This is a genomic window from Gimesia alba, from assembly GCF_007744675.1.
In the GTDB taxonomy this organism is placed as follows: Bacteria; Planctomycetota; Planctomycetia; order Planctomycetales; family Planctomycetaceae; genus Gimesia; species Gimesia alba.
In genome coordinates, this window is record NZ_CP036269.1 from 7,066,308 (window position 1) to 7,084,026 (window position 17,719).

The 17,719-nt window shown below is 50.6% G+C and carries 11 protein-coding genes; 3 read left to right on the forward strand and 8 right to left on the reverse strand.

From position 1 onward, the window contains the following. Window positions 1-61 precede the first annotated feature (61 nt). The 3 genes from Pan241w_RS26335 to Pan241w_RS26345 form a co-directional block, all read right to left on the reverse strand. On the reverse strand, window positions 62-1,321 hold the full coding sequence (locus tag Pan241w_RS26335) for an outer membrane protein assembly factor BamB family protein (RefSeq protein WP_145221887.1): 1,260 nt from the start codon (window positions 1,319-1,321) through the stop codon (window positions 62-64). A gap of 118 nt (window positions 1,322-1,439) precedes the next feature. Continuing rightward, window positions 1,440-2,918 (reverse strand): sulfatase-like hydrolase/transferase, encoded by a 1,479-nt coding sequence (locus Pan241w_RS26340; protein WP_145221890.1) that lies wholly within the window; start codon window positions 2,916-2,918, stop codon window positions 1,440-1,442. A gap of 137 nt (window positions 2,919-3,055) precedes the next feature. Beyond that, on the reverse strand, window positions 3,056-4,363 hold the full coding sequence (locus Pan241w_RS26345; RefSeq protein WP_145221893.1) for a phenylacetate--CoA ligase family protein: 1,308 nt from the start codon (window positions 4,361-4,363) through the stop codon (window positions 3,056-3,058). 351 nt (window positions 4,364-4,714) lie between these two features. Here Pan241w_RS26345 and Pan241w_RS26350 point away from each other — a divergent pair, with 351 nt between their 5' ends. Next, the gene (locus Pan241w_RS26350; protein ID WP_145221896.1) at window positions 4,715-5,242 is read left to right on the forward strand and encodes a hypothetical protein; all 528 of its coding nucleotides are present in this window, start codon (window positions 4,715-4,717) and stop codon (window positions 5,240-5,242) included. A 62-nt stretch (window positions 5,243-5,304) separates the two neighbouring features. Beyond that, a complete protein-coding gene (locus tag Pan241w_RS26355) occupies window positions 5,305-7,233 on the forward strand; it encodes a DEAD/DEAH box helicase (RefSeq protein WP_145221899.1) in 1,929 nt (642 codons plus the stop codon). A gap of 11 nt (window positions 7,234-7,244) precedes the next feature. On the opposite strand, the gene Pan241w_RS26360 is transcribed toward Pan241w_RS26355, so the two are convergent. The 4 genes from Pan241w_RS26360 to Pan241w_RS26375 form a co-directional block, all read right to left on the reverse strand. After that, window positions 7,245-8,516 (reverse strand): alpha/beta hydrolase family protein, encoded by a 1,272-nt coding sequence (locus Pan241w_RS26360; RefSeq protein WP_145221902.1) that lies wholly within the window; start codon window positions 8,514-8,516, stop codon window positions 7,245-7,247. 108 nt (window positions 8,517-8,624) lie between these two features. After that, the gene (locus Pan241w_RS26365) at window positions 8,625-9,059 is read right to left on the reverse strand and encodes a diacylglycerol kinase (protein WP_198000168.1); all 435 of its coding nucleotides are present in this window, start codon (window positions 9,057-9,059) and stop codon (window positions 8,625-8,627) included. A 15-nt stretch (window positions 9,060-9,074) separates the two neighbouring features. Continuing rightward, a complete protein-coding gene (locus tag Pan241w_RS26370) occupies window positions 9,075-12,128 on the reverse strand; it encodes an LPS-assembly protein LptD (protein ID WP_145221908.1) in 3,054 nt (1,017 codons plus the stop codon). 244 nt (window positions 12,129-12,372) lie between these two features. Continuing rightward, window positions 12,373-13,737, reverse strand: a complete 1,365-nt coding sequence (locus Pan241w_RS26375) for a glycosyltransferase family 39 protein (RefSeq protein ID WP_198000169.1) — start codon at window positions 13,735-13,737, stop codon at window positions 12,373-12,375. Between the two features lie 468 nt (window positions 13,738-14,205). On the opposite strand from Pan241w_RS26375, the gene Pan241w_RS26380 reads away from it, so the two are divergent. Beyond that, on the forward strand, window positions 14,206-16,533 hold the full coding sequence (locus Pan241w_RS26380; protein WP_145221914.1) for an efflux RND transporter permease subunit: 2,328 nt from the start codon (window positions 14,206-14,208) through the stop codon (window positions 16,531-16,533). On the opposite strand, the gene Pan241w_RS26385 is transcribed toward Pan241w_RS26380, so the two are convergent. Next, window positions 16,522-17,643, reverse strand: coding sequence for a citrate/2-methylcitrate synthase (locus Pan241w_RS26385; protein ID WP_145221917.1), 1,122 nt, complete (start codon window positions 17,641-17,643; stop codon window positions 16,522-16,524). The genes Pan241w_RS26380 and Pan241w_RS26385 overlap by 12 nt on opposite strands. Between the last annotated feature and the right edge of the window lie 76 nt (window positions 17,644-17,719).

Here is a 17,719-nt window from a genome sequence, read left to right on the forward strand (position 1 = left end):
ATTCGAAAAAAGAGGGACAGGCTATCAACCTGTCCCTCTAGTTTTTAGCATCTGCGGCATATTATTTTTTGCCGATGCAGTAAAGTTTGTCTGTCATCTTCAGATAGATTTTTCCATCAGAGAAAACAGGAGTCGCCAGCGCGAAACCTTCCAGCGGGTTTTCGGAGACGACTTTGAATTGATCACCTTGATCCAAAACAAAGGTCGTACCATCTTCACGGGTGACGTAAATGTGACCGTCGGCCAGAATCGGTGAGGCGCTGAATTTATGACGGCTGCGAGGCAGGCGATCGCCCCAGATTTTCTTCCCGGTTTTGACATCAAAACAGAGGACCTCGCCTTTGTCGGCACAGATATAGAAGCGACCATTGATGGCGGCGGGGGTTGGTACGTCAGAGTAGTCTCCCTTGGCTTCGTTCGTCCAGGCAACATGAGACTTGGTCACGTCGCCTTTTCCGCCCAGCTTAATTCCCGTCACGGAACCGCCGCGGGCGTAAGGAGCAATCAGAAATCCGTCGCTGACAACGGGGGAAGAAATCGAACGGAAGTATTTGTGCTGTGTCGGATTCAAACCGCCGGCCCGCCAGAGTTCTTTACCCGAACCGGCATCATGGGCGGTCACGTGATCGGCACCAAGTACATAAATCAGTTCTTTCCCATCCTGATTCACGACAACGGGAGTCGAATAGCTCTGGTTGGCTTCTTCCGGAGCATCCAGATTCCGATCCTGCTTCCAGGCTTCTTTTCCAGTGGCTTTATCAAAGGCGACGAGATAAGAGTTGTCACTCTGCATACAGGCGATGACAACCAGGTTATTCGTCAAAACGGGAGATGTTCCCAGATCCCACCAGAGTGTATCTTCGCCATATTCTTTCTGCAGATTTTTCTGCCAGAGAATTTTTCCTTCTTTGTTGAGGCAAGCCAAATCGCCGCTCTTGAAGTAGGCAAAGACAAATTGATCGTCGGTGGCCGGCGAAGGGCTGCTGCCACTTCCTTTTTTGTGTTTCCCTGCACGTTCGGTTCCGAAGTTTGTTTCCCATTTTTTCTTGCCGGTATTTTTATTCAGACAGAGAACACGGTTCTTTCCTTCGGAGGTGGTCGTCAGAAACAGATCATCGCCCCAGATCACGGGAGTCGAACCGCTGACGCCGGGAAAATCAACTTCCCAGAGAATGTTTTTGGAGCTGTCCCAGGCAACGGGATAGCCGCTTCCTTCTGCGACGCCGTTCGAAGTCGGGCCGCGCCAGCCAGGCCAGTTGCCGGCAAATGTGGTGGATGCAATCAACAGAGTCAGGGTGACTGTTGCCAATAAAGCTTTCATTTGGTTACCTCAGAATTTGTGAGTCTTTTATGAACTGATTTCAGAGATCAATTCTGTTATCTGGTTGGATTACGTTTGTGGAGAGAACTCCGATTATAGCATGGCTGGAAAATGGATTTCATTCAGAATCGAAGTATTTTTTGACGATCCAGTCAGGTTGGTGCTGATCTGGTTTTCGCTTGCGTCCCGTTAAATCGATTTTTTCCGGCTTGGGATGATCAGATGTGAGCGGCTGCTTGTCGTCCGTTTTTTTCTGCCAGTCCTTCAACTGTGCCAGCATCTTCTGCACCCGTTCTTTTTGCCCCGGATTCTGGGACAGATCCTTCAGTTCATGAGGATCTTCTTTGAGATCAAAGAGTTGCGTCTTATTGATTTGCGGATAGCGAATCAGTTTCCAGCGATCATCGCGAACTGCCCGCATTAAGTCTTCATAGGTCGTAAACAGCGAATCACGAACACGGTCTGTTTTACCTCTCCAGATCGGCGCCAGGTCTGATCCTTCGACTCCGGGGGGAACGGTGATGTGGGTCAAATCACAAACCGTCGGGAAGATGTCATAGAGATAAACGAGCGCGTTGCTCGATTTATTTTGTGGAATTCCGGGGCCTTTAAAAATCAACGGCGCCTTCATGCTGTGCTCATACAGATTCTGTTTTCCGAGTAATCCATGACTGCCCAGTGCCAACCCGTGATCGGAAGAGAACACGACAATCGTATTCTTGTCAAACCCTTTGTCTTTGAGCGTGCTCAAGATCCGCCCGATGTGTGAGTCCATGTCCGTAATCATGCCGTAATATTCTGCCAGCTGCTCGCGAATGATTTCCGGCTTTCGCGGCCAACCCGTTAATGCTTCATCCCGCCCTGTCATCCAGCCGTTATTAAATGGATGCTGAGGTTTGAAGTTTTTCGGCAGTGGTGGCTGTGCGTTTTGATAAGGCTTCATTGCCGAAGCGGGTGGCATACGAGGATCGTGCGGCGCTGTGAAAGCGACATAGGCATAGAACGGTTTGTCTTGAGGCTGCTGCTTCAGGAAATCAACGGCTGCATCGACGAACAGTTCGCTCGAAAACTTGGCGCCCTGCCGTTTGTTCTGAAACTTTCCATTTTTCAAATCAACGACGGGAACTTTTAAGTGGTTCGACATGCCTCCGATAAAAGCAGCGGTGCCGGTTGTGAAACTCTTCTGGAATGAGTCACGCTGGTTGTGCCATTTCCCCGTTCCGAATGTGGTGTAACCTGCCTGCTTCAATAATTGAGGCAGCGTGATGACTCCCTTCAGATCCATGGGTACATGATAGAGTGTGCGTCCGCTGTTCAACATCGCACGGCTGGGTTGGCAGACGGCTCCATGAATCGAGCCCATACAAAAGGCGTTCCGAAAACTGAAACCGGTTTTCACCAGCGTATCCAGGTTCGGCGTTTGAATATGAGGATTGTCATAAGCGGCGATGGCATCGGCCCGCTGGTCATCACTAAACAGAAACAGGATGTTGGGACGCGATTTCGTTTGCGTATCTGCTTCGCTTCGATTCAACGGCAGGCAGAACCCTGCTAAAACGAGTACTGCCAAAAACAGGTGACGTCTGGATATTGTCATGGTGTCTATTCCGGGAAGGTTTGAGCGACGGCTGGATGTATTTGAGGTTGTTTGCTGGTGCGATAAAGTCAATCAAATTCAAATTCTAACATGGATGGCAGGCGAGTTCCTGCTAAATTCCCTGTTCAATTGCGAAATCAGTCAATTTTGAAGAAACGGCGGCCTTTGAGCTCAAAACGCGGTAATGAGCTGGGAGGTACTGCCGTGACTTCAGCCTGAAAGTTCAGACGATCCTTAATCGCACTCGTGACTTCTTTCACAAGTTGTTGCTGTTGGGCGTCTGTGGCGATGGATTCAATCGGCTCCAGTTCAATTTTCATATGCTGCATCGAACGGATCGTGCGAACTTCGATGCGATATTCTGCCACACGATCGAATGTGCGAAGAATGGCTTCCAGACTGGAAGGAAAAACGTTATTGCCGCGAATGATGACCATGTCATCAGCGCGTCCCAGAATGCCTCCTTTCAGCCGCAGTAACGCACGACCGGAAGGACAGGCGGCGGTATCTTCGCAAACCAGGTCTCCGGTACGGTAACGAATCAGCGGTGAGCCAATGCGACCCAGGTTCGTGATGATTAACTCCCCCTGCTCTCCCCGTTCCACGGGCGCGAGTGTTTCCGGATTCACGATCTCGGCGATACATTCGGTTTCAAGAATGTTCAAGCCTCCCGGATTTTCCAGTGGTTCAATTCCCAGCGCGCCAATTTCCGTCATGCCCCAATGATCGAAGACACGCGCTCCCCAGGCCTGACCAATCCGCAGTTTGGTCGCTTCGATGTTTCCACCCGGCTCGCCAGCGACGACCAAGGCCCGCACACGACTGGCGGCGAGATTGATGTTCTCTGCTTCAGCGACTTCGGCCAGTCGCAGCGCATAAGTCGGCGTACAACAGACTGCGGTGATTTTGTTATCCAGAATCATGCGCAGCCGCGCTTCACTTCCCATGCCGCCTCCCGCCAGACAGAAATTGCCCAGCCGCGTGGCACCTTCAAAGGCGGCCCAGAATCCAATAAAGGGGCCGAATGAAAAAGGAAAGAAAACCCGGTCTTCTGGATAGAGGCCTACGATCCGATAAATTTGCGCCCAGCATTCGCCAAACCAGTCCCAGCTGGCTTTGGTATCCAGCCAGCGCATCGGGGAACCGGTGGTTCCTGATGTCTGGTGCATCCGCGTGTATTGTTCCAGCGGGTAGGTCAGGTTCGTTCCATAAGGGAGATGTGACGAATGATCTTCCACCAGTTCGGATTTCGTCGTGATCGGCAATTTCTGCAGGTCGGACAGGCTTTGAATTGACTCTGCTGTCACCCCGACCGCCTGCCACTTGTTCTGCCAGAAAGGATTGGAAGCAGAGACCTCTTTCACAAGTTCTTTTAACCGTTGCAGTTGGCGTGCTTCGATTACTTCCCGACTTTGGTTTTCCGGCAGGTTTTGAGACTCATTCATGAAATTGCTTAATTGATTTATTGAGGGGCGTCAGTGAGGTTATTTCGAGATATCCCTTATTCTGCCGCAACTTGAATGAATTTCCAACCTAACGGGGATTCCAGCACAGAAAATATCCCCGGGAACTGTGTTTGAGCCGCTTCTGGAACCAGTTGATATTTAAAGGGTTATTGAAGTGAAACTATCTAACATGACCATTCCAACAAGCACTCAAGTCATGAAATGGCGAGGACGATGATATCGATACAGTGGGTTGTCCTGATTGACGAAAGAAATACGGTTCAGATGAGAATCAGGATCGCCTGATCATAGACGACAACATAAGAACTGACATCCGGAGACGAGAAATTTATGGTTGCGGACGGTAGTAAAGAGTTGAAACTGGGATTCCTGACGACGATTGAATGCCCGGATGGCGCATTGATCGGGGGCTTACTGGTGACCAATCACTTTGGCAGACCACTGGAATTTCAATGCACAACTCCGGTCAAACCGAACCGGACACAAGAGGTGTTATACGGTCCCACGCTGGTTCCGTTTCTGCTGGGTGAAGTGATCGGCCGGACTCTGGTCGAGAAGATGAACGTCAAACCGAATCTGGTACTGGTTGAGCAGGAACAGGCGCTGGAGTTGCAGAATCATATTTCGATTCCCGTCGCGATTTTGTCAGATATCGAGCAAATTTTCGATGAAAACGCCGACTTCATCTGTGAACAGGTCGGTCGGAACAGACTGCGATTCGACGCAGCTCATCAAACGGGGAAAGCCGCCATTGAAAATACCAGCAAAAATATTCCGACCGACGCCGATCTGGGTGAACCCTTTGAGCGTGTGCGTGAAGCCTTAAACGAAGCGGTCAAAATGGGATCTTCCCGTTGACGTTTTACAAGCAGGCGTGATGAACTCATTCAAAGGCACTTCGTTTTTAATCAGGCGGATACGTGGAAGATTCAGGAATCCAATCAGACAACGAACTTGAAACACGAAACGCAACCAGGCATACGGGGGGCCCACATTTTCTCCCGCGCCCCGTTGTACCCGAATCCGTCGCGATCTCGCAAGCTGATCGCGATTTTCTCCAGCAGCAAATAGGCAGCGGTGCGATTCCATTGTCGGTCTCGGCGTCTGTATTTGCCTCGGGTATGAATGGAGCGCTGACGCGCAAGTTCAATCTGGAAACGTCATCAGTCGAGTTGCTGGAACGAGCTGGCTTACAACCGAAGTGGAAGCCGACGCGGCCGCGGGTGAAGACGTTTGGGATGACCTTTCCCGATGGTCTGGAGTTCATGCCTCCCCAGGAGGAAAAAGAGTCTGGCACAGAATTGACGCCAATCAAAGGGCCCAAAGTGGCAGACCCTGAGAATACCGAAGGCAAAAAGCCCACGCGTCTCAAACCGCCGTCGAATGCATTGTCGCTCGAAGACCGTCTGTTTTATCTACTGCAGCCGCCTCTACAAACCTGGCTCGCGGGTCAGGAACTGCTGATGCCGTTTGAGCCGTTCCCATATCAATATGAGGGGATTGCCTGGCTGTTTTCGCAAAAGTCGGCATTACTCGCCGATGAGATGGGGCTGGGAAAAACCATGCAAACCATCACCGGAGTCAGGCTGTTATTGCGCAGCGGTCAGGTCCGTCGGATCTTACTGGTCTGTCCCAAACCGCTGATTCCCAACTGGCAGCGCGAGTTTAAATTCTGGGCGGAAGAACTGCCGGTGACTGTTGTGCAAGGCGATACGAATCGGCGGAAGATGATCTGGGAGATGCCCAATACTCCGATCCTGATTGCCAATTACGAATCGATGTCGCGAGACTTTGAAACGATGGGGGAAGAAAACATTCCCCGCTTTGATCTCGTGGTTCTTGATGAAGCGCAGCGGATCAAAAATCGGGATTCCCGTACCGCAGGGGTAGCACGTTCGATTCCCCGCAAACGCAGCTGGGCACTCACGGGAACACCGATCGAAAATCGTCACGAAGAGATGGCGTCGTTATTTGAATGGATGGAAATCATCCCGCCCCGCGGGACACCCGATTTACGACAGCTACAGACACTCTCGAAGGAATTCATTCTGAGGCGTACCAAAGATCTGGTCATGACCGACTTGCCGCCCCGCCTCGACCGTCCGGCTTATCTCGAATTGAACCCTGCGCAAAAGCATGCCTATGAGACTGCTGAGAAAGATGGTGTAATCCAGCTGAATGAAATGGGAGAATCGATTACCGTCCAGCACGTGTTTGAGCTGGTGTTACGCTTGAAACAGATTACGAACTTCGATCCGGTGACAGGCGACAGTTCGAAACTGGACCGACTGGAAGCCGACATGGAAGAGATTGCCGCCAGTGGAGGCAAGGCCATCTTATTCAGTCAATGGACAAAACCACTGGACTTTATGGCCGAACGCTTGAAGCGATTTGGAACACTGGTCTATCACGGCGGCATTCCCACCAAACAGCGCGAGCCGATTCTCGATCAATTCAAACACGACCCAAACTCGCACCTGTTGTTGATGAGTTATGGAACCGGAGCCGTTGGTTTGAATCTGCAGTTTGCCGGCTATGTATTTCTGTTTGATCGCTGGTGGAATCCAGCGATCGAAGATCAGGCGATTAACCGCGCGCACCGGATCGGACAGAAAACCCAGGTGATCGTCACCAAGTTCATCTGTAAAAACACGATCGAAGAACGCATTGATATGGTGCTGGAACAGAAACGGGAACTATTCCGGTCTATCCTGGGTGACGGCGATACCACGTGCGAATCGCGAAGTCTGACGGCTGCGGAAATCTTCGGCTTATTCGACCTGAAGCAGAAAAAGGGAGACGTCACCAAAAAGATCGCTCCCCAGGTTTCAAAAAAACCAGCAGCTTGAAGCATTCACGATCAATTTGACGTTAGTGGGCTGGATGTCATGGCGCCCGTTTCGTCTGTGACGTTGATAAACCAGATTTTGGTTCCTTCCGGTGGCGCAGCGCCGGAAATCTTTGTTCCGTTTACTTCCAGCGGAATCGAATGCCATTTTCGTTCGGGGTTGGGCCCTTCGTCCGTCGTATACTGCAAAACGGCAGTTTTGATTTTGACCGGCTGCGCCAATTCAGCGATCACCTCTTTCCCCTTGATTTCTGGTTTTTTGACGACAGGCAGCGGCGTCTCGTTCTTCAACTTTTCACTGATAAATCGTTCAATTTCTACAGGCGCCCAACCCGCCGGATGACTGTGCCGCATTTTGACTTCGATGCGAATATTGCGCGGCGTCGATTCACCCACGGCTTCATAACTGCGCTGATACGCGCTTAACCAATATGCGAAATCATTGGTGCCGTTCACGAAGAAAATGGGCATCTGGACGGCACGCAGATAGTGTCCTGGATCATAAAGCTGCATCCAGCGTTTGGCATCTTCGGGAGGCAGACGTGTAATTGATTTTTCAAAGACCGAATGATTGTCCAGAAAACCGCAACCATAAACGGGAACGGCTGCTTTGAACCGATTGTCGAGCCCGGCGACAATACACGTCAGATAGCCGCCCCAAGAAATGCCTGTGACTGCTGTCTTGTCTTTGATGACTTCGGGAAAAGAACGAATTAGAGAGTGGGCTAAAATTGCGTTTGCGGGGGCATGATAGCACCAGTGTTCTGACTGATCATCTTTAACGGCTTCGAACTTTTCGACGTGCGATTGATTCGGCCCCCCTGCTGGTAGGCGTGTTCTGTTTTCTTTTTTGTGTGGATTTTTATCTTCTGCGGGGCGACTGCCGGCTAAGTCCATGGCGATGGCGGCGTAACCTTTTTTCGCCCAGAGTTCAGCCCACTCTTTAAAAGCCGTGCCTCCACCGCCGTGAATCAGTACGATGCCGGGATACGGTCCCGGTTGAGATTCCTTTAGCCCCAGTGTTTGAGGAGAGGCATAATAGGCAAAAACTTTTGTAGGTTTTCCATGATAGTTTAACCCTTGATAAACCAGAGATCTGACCGGCGATTTCTCATCGACCCATTCAAATTGCGGCGCCTGGCTGAGCACTTCTAAATCCCAGGGAGTCGTCTCAGGCAGGCGCGGATCGGGTTTGATCAGGTCGACTGCGTGGAGATTACCAGAGGCAAGCAGAGAGATCGTAAAGAGAAATAGAAGCGTTCTGGAGCGTCGAAACAGATTCATAAAAGTCACCATCGGCATTGCAAGAAAAAATTGGAATGAACGATGATTATCTGAAATCGAAACAGGGTTCGCAATAGCGGGGACCAATTCGGCTCAGACGAGACCTGTTTAAAATAACAGGCGGTAGAGCGCAGAACTGAAAATGATACCAATCGTGATCACAGAACCCACAATACTGACGCAGACGGCAGCAGTTCCCGCTTTGAACATGTTTTGCGATTCTTCTGGTAGCTGTTTACCGAGCAGGTTCCAGATCGATTTCAAGACCTGATTGAACATCTGGGCGCAGAGAACGGTTGTCATTGACAAGATAATAATCGCCCAATGTGTCGCCGAGAGCCCCAGCAGCATGGCGGCTGCAATGACGGCACTCCCGGTGAAAAAGTGGATGAAGAACGTGCTGTCCAGTCGAATTCCGAATGTGATGCCTCGTTCGGCGTCAACCAGACGCTGTCTCCATTCCGGCCGCAGTTTCGCTGTGTCTTCACTCCGTCCCGAGTCGGCACGCAATTTTTTGATCTGAGTATTTTGTGTTTTGATCACCGTCGAGATTCCTGTTTATTGGGCTGCACTACTAAATAAGGAAGAAAAATCAGATGGCCCACCGCCAAAGTTTCCGAAACGTGGCATGATCGTCAAGCCGATACCCGCATTCCCGGTACTTTGGTCGTATGTCATGCCCAGGCTCATGAGGAAATCAGCCCCCGTCCTGGTAATGGAGAGTGTCTGTCCGCGATTGATGTGCTCTCCCAGGTCATAAGCGGTGCTGATGCCGGCGCTCCATTTTTGACTCATCATATAATTCAGGCTGGCTGATAAAATCTGGCTATCGAGACCGCCACCCCCTTTGATTTGCTGCAACGCGACATTCACTGCCAGACGATTGGTTCGCTGGCTGGTCAGTGAGACGTCCCAGAGTTCTTGCCCACCGTCGAACAGATCGTAGTAGGCATTCGCCGCCAGGGTGGTACGGTCGCCAAGAAACCATTGGTAATGTCCGCCGAGCAGACCAAAGTCTTCACCAAAGTTATCCCGCTGTGCATCAGGAAAGTAAGAAGCTTCAAGGTCCAGGGTCATCCAGTCTTTAATACGCTGTTGATCGGGGGGCCCCGTTTTTGTTTGCAGACGATGACGCCAGGCCATGCGTAAGACCTGTTGATCATCGACCATTTCATAGTAAGGGTCTGTCACACCACGACCTGCTCCGGTTCTGACAGCATAAAACCGGGGATCAAACTGAGGCGGTAAGACTCCGCCAAATGTATTGATCACCAGTCGTTCTCGGAAGCGTTCCTGTGCATTGTCATCAAATTCGTTGTATTGCGCAATGTTGCTCAGATTCTCACTGGAATCGCTGAATGAGTAATCGCCTTCCAATGACATTTTATGTGCCAGACCATTCAAGTTAAAAAACGGACTGTACACATCGGCAAAAATGCGTTCAAACTGGATGCTGCCGCGTAAACCTGCCGAGCCGTAAAGCCGATCAATTGTCTGTTGTTGCAAGCCCTGCTCCCAATAAGCGGCTTCGCCCATGACATACGGAACCATTTTGAACGGTCCCAGGTTGAATGGCGCTTCCAACTGATTCCGTGTCATCGCCACCAGACCTTGTGAGTCGGCAATGAACGGCAGTGGTGTGAAGACATCCTGCTGAGGATTATAAGGAGCGGCGGCTGGTTTTAATTTTCCGTAACCAACAGACGAATGCGAAGTCCAGCTTAACAGATTTCCGAACAACGGTTCCCCCAGCAGGAAGAGATCTGCTTTAGGTAGCCAGTCGGTTGTATCTGTGAAATTATTCAGTTTGGTCCTTCCAATCACCGACCAGGACCAGTTTTCCTGCTGCTGTTTCAGGTGCAGCAGCGTTTCCACATCTTTTGCTGTATCAAAATCCGTTTCGAAATACTCTTCCTGAAAGTTGCGGTCAGAGATCAAGCCACCTTCACCGGTCAACGTCATACCAAACGGAGATTCCTGGCGATGCTGCAGATTGATCAAATAGCGGTCTCTTGTTGAGGGAACCAGGGCGCGACGATCCAGACCCAAATTATCCGTACCGGAATCATGGATATAAAACATTTTCCCACCGCCGTTGAAAACATTATCGAACCCAAGCAGGTTCTCTCCTTGATAATCGCCTGATTGCCCGATACCAACTCCGCGATACGAGTAGTAATCGACTTGACCTTCCCAGTTCGTCCCCGGTTGGCGTTCGAGCCCCAGCAATTTGAACATATCCCATTCAGTTTCGACCTGGAAACCAAAGATGCGGTCGTTGCCAAAGCGTAGTCCGGTGATTGGAAAATAGATGTCTTCAACAGGACTGGTCACATAAGGCAGGTAGAGCAATGGAACATCGCCAATCTGGAATGTGTTATTGGAACTCGAAATCCAGGCACGTCGATTGGGAACCGGTTGACCTGTTTGTGGATCCAGTTCCATAGTTCCCGAACCGATCCAGGGCGTGGAATAGCGATCCTCGATAAAGATATCGGATGATTGAATTCGGTATCCCGGTTTTCCAAACTGGCTGCCTGTAGCCCAGGCATCTTGTGCCAGATAAGCGCCCTTCGATAGCTGGCGAATCTGACTGGCACGAACCCGAATATTTTCTCCCAGTTCAGGGAGATGCGTTTTGAGTTCTGCGTCCAGCATGACGGCCCGTCCTTCACGGGCATCGTAAAAGGCGCGGTTTGCTTTCAGGTAGTACGTCCCTTGGCGAATTTCGATATTGCCTTCCAGATAGATTTCGAAAGGCGTTTCTTTTGACTGACGGATTTCCGAATTAAAACTCTGTGCATCTCGTCCGTCCGTCCAGATAATAATCCGGTCGGCAGACATATCGACCATTCCCAGATCATTCATGCCGTCGATCAACAAATTCACGCCCCCCGTGATCACCCAGATCTGTTCGGGAGGAACGGTGTGCGTCGACGGGAAACTCTGAACGTTATACGGAACTGCACTGCGGGGAAACAATCGAATTCTACGAAAGCCGACATTCAGTTCCGGCTCCGGCAAGGGAGTGAATTCCGGACCTTCCAGGGGCGTTTTTTCAACGATAAACTGAGCTCGTTTCAATTGATGATCATGGGGAATGCCACGCCGCTGTGTGGCCCGCTTCAACAACGGATCGTCATCGGAAGCGATGTTCGCTGCAGGGCGCCTGATCTTGGCTTTGATCCCGTTTTGCGTAACCAGATTGACCAGCAAACTGTTTTCGCTTTTTGACTCGCCGGGAAGATCAACGCGAACTTCTCCTTCGAGATAAACAGAAACACGATCCGTTTTTCTCGTTTTACGATGCCAGATCACCATCTGCCGCGATCGCAATACGGCATCGCCTTGCTGAACACGGCAGTTGCCTTTCAGAATCGAGACTTTGACAAAATCTTCTTCCCACTGTTGCGAGTACTCGGCTGAGATTTCAATCGGTTCTTCTTCAGAAGGTTCGTACTCGGATTCTTCATAAGAGGCTTTGGGAGCACCAAAGAAACTGGTCTGTGCGGGCGCAATCGTGGCCGCTCCGCCAAGCATTGTTATTAAAACAAATGCTCGCCAGAGGATGTGCGAAACATACCGGGAAACGGAATTAATCTCGCCCGACACGGGCACTCCTGAAGTGATAACCGAGTAGGTCAATCTTCTGATGAAGGGGGATGGTCTGGTTTGAATACCCTGCTTTTGCCGAGACGACAAAAAACGCAGGATAACGGGTCGAGGTCAGCAGTCGCGAATTTCGTCTGCGAGACCAGGATAAATGGGCGCGGATTATAGGCCGTTTTCCGAAAGAGTGTCAATAACAGTTGACCGGCAGATGTGGTTCATAAAAGAGTTATAAACTACTACTCTGTCAATCCTTATGACGATTGACTTCAGCCCCGTTCGCAGCCGTCCTGAATTTGAAAAAACGAGCCGTTTGAGACCATCCATAAACGCTCAACAAGGCGATCGCCGGCACGAGCGGAGCCCGCATTCGCATGTTGGTCCAATAGAAGAGATGCACCAGTGTGAAACTAAAAAGCAACCAGATTAACGGCTCCCATTTTTTCTCTCTCTTCCAGATTACCAGAAAAAGTCCGCCCAGACAGCCGAATAGAATCGCAGTGTAATAACCGGCGATGCCCCAGCCGATTACCGAGTGAGAGGTAATGGTGGAGCTTGTCAGAGGAGAAATGTTCCAGAAACGTTTCAATCGCAGCAGGCAAGCCTGTACGAATAAATCGGTCTGTTCCGCAATATTGTGTTTTGCCCGCTGATACATCCAGCGATCTCGCTCCTGCTCTGTTTTGATCGGCGGATCTGTCTGCGCCATATCTTGTTCCAGGCTTTTTTGCCAGACATCCAGGCTTTTTCCTGACCAGACAGCGCCCCACGGTTGCTGGACGACTTCTTTGTAAAAGACCGGATTATTCCCCAGCAGCAAGGTATAGCCGCCATGCGTGGTCGACAGAATCGGAGACTGAAACACCAGCAGATTGCGAATGACCCAGGGAGAGACCGCCAACATGATACCGGCAGCGAGGACAGCAAGTCGCTTCAGTTCGCTTTGTTCAATCAAAGCCGTTTTAACGCTGCGAAAATGGAGTAACAACGTGCTGGCACAGCGGAAAACCAGCCAAATGCCGAAGAACGCCAGATAAGTCGGGCGGCACAGAATCGCCAGTCCCCAGACAATGCCAGTCCAGAAAGTAAGCGTTTTCCGCGCCTGCGTCTCGGAGGGCACCGGATCTGTTGAAAGACTGGTGACCAATAAAAAGAGTAACAGACTCGTGAGAAATGCAGCGAGCACTTCCGTCATCGCATAGGTTGTATATTGCAGCAGAATCGGATCAGTGGCGACAATCGCAGCAGCCACCAGAGCCGCTCCTTCCATTTGAAGTGCTTTTCCCGCTTTCCAGGTAAACCAGACAGTGAGCATTCCCAGAATGATTTGTACAATGCCGACACCAACCGAACCTGCGTTCAGAAAATAAATCACTGCTAACAGACACGGGTAAAGCGGAGGCCGAAATGCAGTCGGACGAATTTCTGTTTCCTGCCCAAGGTTGCTGGAAGAGAACCCGTTTCCCTCCGTCAGGTTTCGGGCAATCGCGATGTAAGCATCCCGGTCTTGCTTTAGTTGATCGCTCTGCAGAACCACCATTGTCAGACGCAGCCCCCCCGCCAGGATCAGGAGCAACAGCAGGGCGATACTTAAGAATCCAGGTTTTGTCACAGACATCAATCCAAAGAGACGTGAATGGCGGTTCCCGAGTCAGCCCGCTTGATTTTTACATTTGCCTGAGCAGGCACTTTGATCCTCAAAGCTTTGATAACACGGCAGTTAACCGGTAGGAGACTGCATCAAGTATGCAGGTTTCGCATTTTAGAAACAAGGGGACACTCCCGACTTGAGATGGGGTTTTTATGAGATTTCTGACGACTGTAGGGGCTGAAAGTGGGCTCGGGGCGGAATGATCCAGATATCTGGAAATATCGATGCTAATGGTTCTGAAGTATTCAGGTTGGAAAAAATCAACACGTTGCAAAAAACCATCACTTTATAATGAAATCATGGTTTCTGTGAGCTATAGTTCGACAAGAGTAGATGTGTTGCGTGAGCATCGGAAGCATTCCTGAGTCATTGCAACGGGCCGAATTTTAATCGTATTGCCTGGCAGGCAGCAGGAAATGGTCTCCCCCTATGAGTCGTCAACCGCAGAGCTGGCTGGAATCATGGGTGAACCTGCTCTATCAACTCCGCTGGGTCCTGCTGGTCGCATTTCTGGTCCTGACTGGCTTCGCTTATTTTCCCGCTTCAAAGCTCACATTCGAGCAATCAATCGAGTCACTCTACGCCAAAGATGACCAGCATCTACTCGATTACCTGGAAAGCAAAAAATTGTTTGGTGGCGATGAATTTGTCTTCGTTGCCTACACCGTACCGAATCTGCTGAAGCAGGAAGACACGAAAGAAGCAGAACAGAAACAGCCAGAAGAGGCTGAAAAACAGAATCCTCTGGAAGAAGTCCGCCGCTTTTCTCAGGAACTCAGTCAGGTCCCGGGCATCAATGCGGATGTCACTCAGAATCTGGCAGATGCGCTCTCATCCTCGAAACTCAATCTGATTCTTCGGATTTTGATTCGCAGAAAACGGGATGAGCTGATCGAACTCTCGCGCGGGGTACTGATCGGCGATGACAATGAAACCACCGCTATCGTTCTACGTCTGCTCCCCGAAGACAAATCCCCCGTCCCGCGCAGTGAAACATTCAAACGTATTCGTGAACTTGCACATGCACACGAGCCCCGCGCTTACGTCGTTGGTGAGCCAGTGCAGGTTTATGACATGTTCCGCTATGTGGAAGAAGACGGTGACGTTTTGTTTAAAGTGTCGCTTAGCTTGCTCGCCGTTGTGCTGCTGATTTTGTTTAGACGACTTCGCTGGGTCTTACTTCCGCTGCTGGTCGTGATCTGTTCGATCTGGTGGACGGAAGCCGTTCTTGTCATCGGCAATTTACAGCTGAGCATGGTCAGTTCTATGCTGAATTCTCTGGTAACAATCATCGGCATCGCCACCGTCGCGCATGTCGCCGTTCATTTTCAGGCACTGCAGAGACAGAATGTCCCGCGCCCGGATGCCATCCGGCAGACCATGGTCGAACTGTTACCTGCGATTTTCTGGACTTGTGCCACCACCGCTGCCGGATTCCTTTCGCTGCTGACCAGTGAAATTGCCCCCGTCCGAAGTTTCGGCATCATGATGGCACTGGGCACCCTGATGGTTCTGATCGCCTCTACTGTATTGTTACCCGGCGGCATTTCATTGGGGTACCTGAGAGCCCCCTTGCAACATTCGTCCGATAAAGGCCTGGAGCGTTCTCTCAAAAAGGTATTTGAGATGAATGAACGTTATCCCAAACGGATTCTGTGGGGAACGCTTCTGTTTGTCCTGTTTTGCTCAGTAGGATTCACTCGGTTAACAATTGAAACCGATTTCAGTAAAAACTTTCGTGACTCCAGTGAGATCGTCAAGGCACTGGATTTCGTCGAAACCCGACTCGGCGGCGCATCTACCTGGGAAGTCAACTTCTCCGCACCTCCTCGTCTGAATGAAGAATATCTGGATCGTGTGCGTGCTCTGGCCGAAGATCTGCGTCAGGTCAATCCTCCGAACAAAACACAACTGACAAAAGTGATCTCCATTACTGACACGCTCGATTTTGTGCCGAAAAAACCGTTCGCCTCCGATCCAATCCAGTCCAAGCTGGACATGATCAAAGACCTGCAGGCCGATTTTGAAAGCAGCCTTTATAATGCCAAACAGGGGCAGATGCGGATTGTCTTACGTGCCCTCGAGCGACAGTCCGCCGAAGAGAAACTCTCGCTGATTCACAAAGTCGACGCCCTTGCAAAAAAACATTTCCCCGGTTCGGAAACGAAACAGGCTGACTCGAAAGCGAAGTCCGTTCACGACAAACCAGGCAAGGCAGCTGGTATTTTTATTCTACTCGCTTATCTGATCGACAGCCTGCTAAAAGACCAGCTCTACAGCTTTCTGCTCGCCGCCACCAGCATCTGGTTAATTATGTCACTTGCTTTCCGTAGCTTGAAACTGGGACTGATTTCCATGGTCCCCAACCTGTTTCCTATTATCGTTGTCATTGGCGCCATGGGTTGGTGCGGACTGACTTTGAATATCGGCACCGCGATGATTGCCAGTGTTTCCATGGGGCTCACCACCGATTCCAGTATTCACTTTATCTCCAGCTTCTTAAGAAAACGCGCGCACGGTGCTACCACGGTTGATGCTCTCAGGGCGACGCATCACAGTGTTGGCCGGGCTATTATTTATGCCACGAGTGCCCTGGTCGCGGGTTTCAGCGTTCTCACCTTGTCGCACTTCATTCCCCTGATTTATTTCGGGGCGCTGGTGAGTGTCGCCATGATCGGCGGTGTGTTTGGCGACCTGGTCCTGATGCCGATACTATTGCAGATGACCTATCCCGACAAAGCGGAATCAGCTGCGTAATGGCAGCGGCTTGTATTTTCGCTGATCCATACCCACATAACGCGACATTGGTTGATACAGATGATTGTTTTCTGTCTGCTCAATAATATGCGCGATCCAGCCTACTAAGCGTGAAACGGTAAAGATCGGTGTGAATAGTTCCGGTTCAAAACCGAGATAATGCAACAGGCGGCTGGCATGCCATTCAACGCGCGGATGGACTTTCTGAATTTTGCCCATCATCTCTTCAATGGTATCAGCGGCTGCTTCCATCTCTGATTGCCCCAACGCATTTGCCAGTTGAGAACAATAGTCTTTCAATACAGCCGACCGCGGATCGCGGGCTTTATGGTGGGAACTTTCAAAACCCAGCACCCGTTTGCCTTTGGTAATTTCCTGGCAAACCCAGTCTTTTGCATTGCCGGAGTACATCGCTTCCTGCAACGCATCCAGAACCCCTGCTCCGGAACTGCAATGCAACTGGCCGTTGATCGAACCGATGGCAGAACAAACGGCAGAATACAGCGGACTGCCCGTAGAAGCCACAACACGTGCGGCAAAGGTAGAAGGCGCCAACCCGTAATCAGCGTACATAATTAAAGCAGCGTTAAATGCTTCTTCTTCCAGTTGGGAAGGCTCATCTCCCTTGAGCATATACCAGAAACTGCCGGCGTAGGAATGATGAAAATTCGGCTCGACCGGCGTTGAGCCGTTGACCTGATGGTATCGGTAGGAAATCAGCTGAGGCAGCATGGCCAGCAGGTATTGAGTATTCGAGACTTCCGACATGAACATGCCGTATTCCATTTGCGGATCGAAGTGCGCCAGCAGACTCACTCCTGTACGAATGACTTCCATCATATCGATATGGGACGGAATCGCCTGGACAGCAGCGATGACCGGTTGAGGAAGAGAACCGCTTTCGACCAACAGCGTTTGAAAGTCAGCCAGTTGTTCATGGCTGGGAAGCTCGCCATGCAGGAGCAGGTAAGCCACTTCGATAAACAAGGCTTCCCCGGCTAACTCATCAATGGGATACCCTCGATAGGTCAATCCATCCTGAACCTGGGATATCTCAGTCTCTGTCGCAATAATCCCGGACAAGCCGGGGCGATAAGGGTGACGTTCCATGTCGGTAACCTTCCGCTCTTCCTGAATTGGTAAATTGTAGGCACTCCATTCGGATTTGATTATAAACCAAATTCAA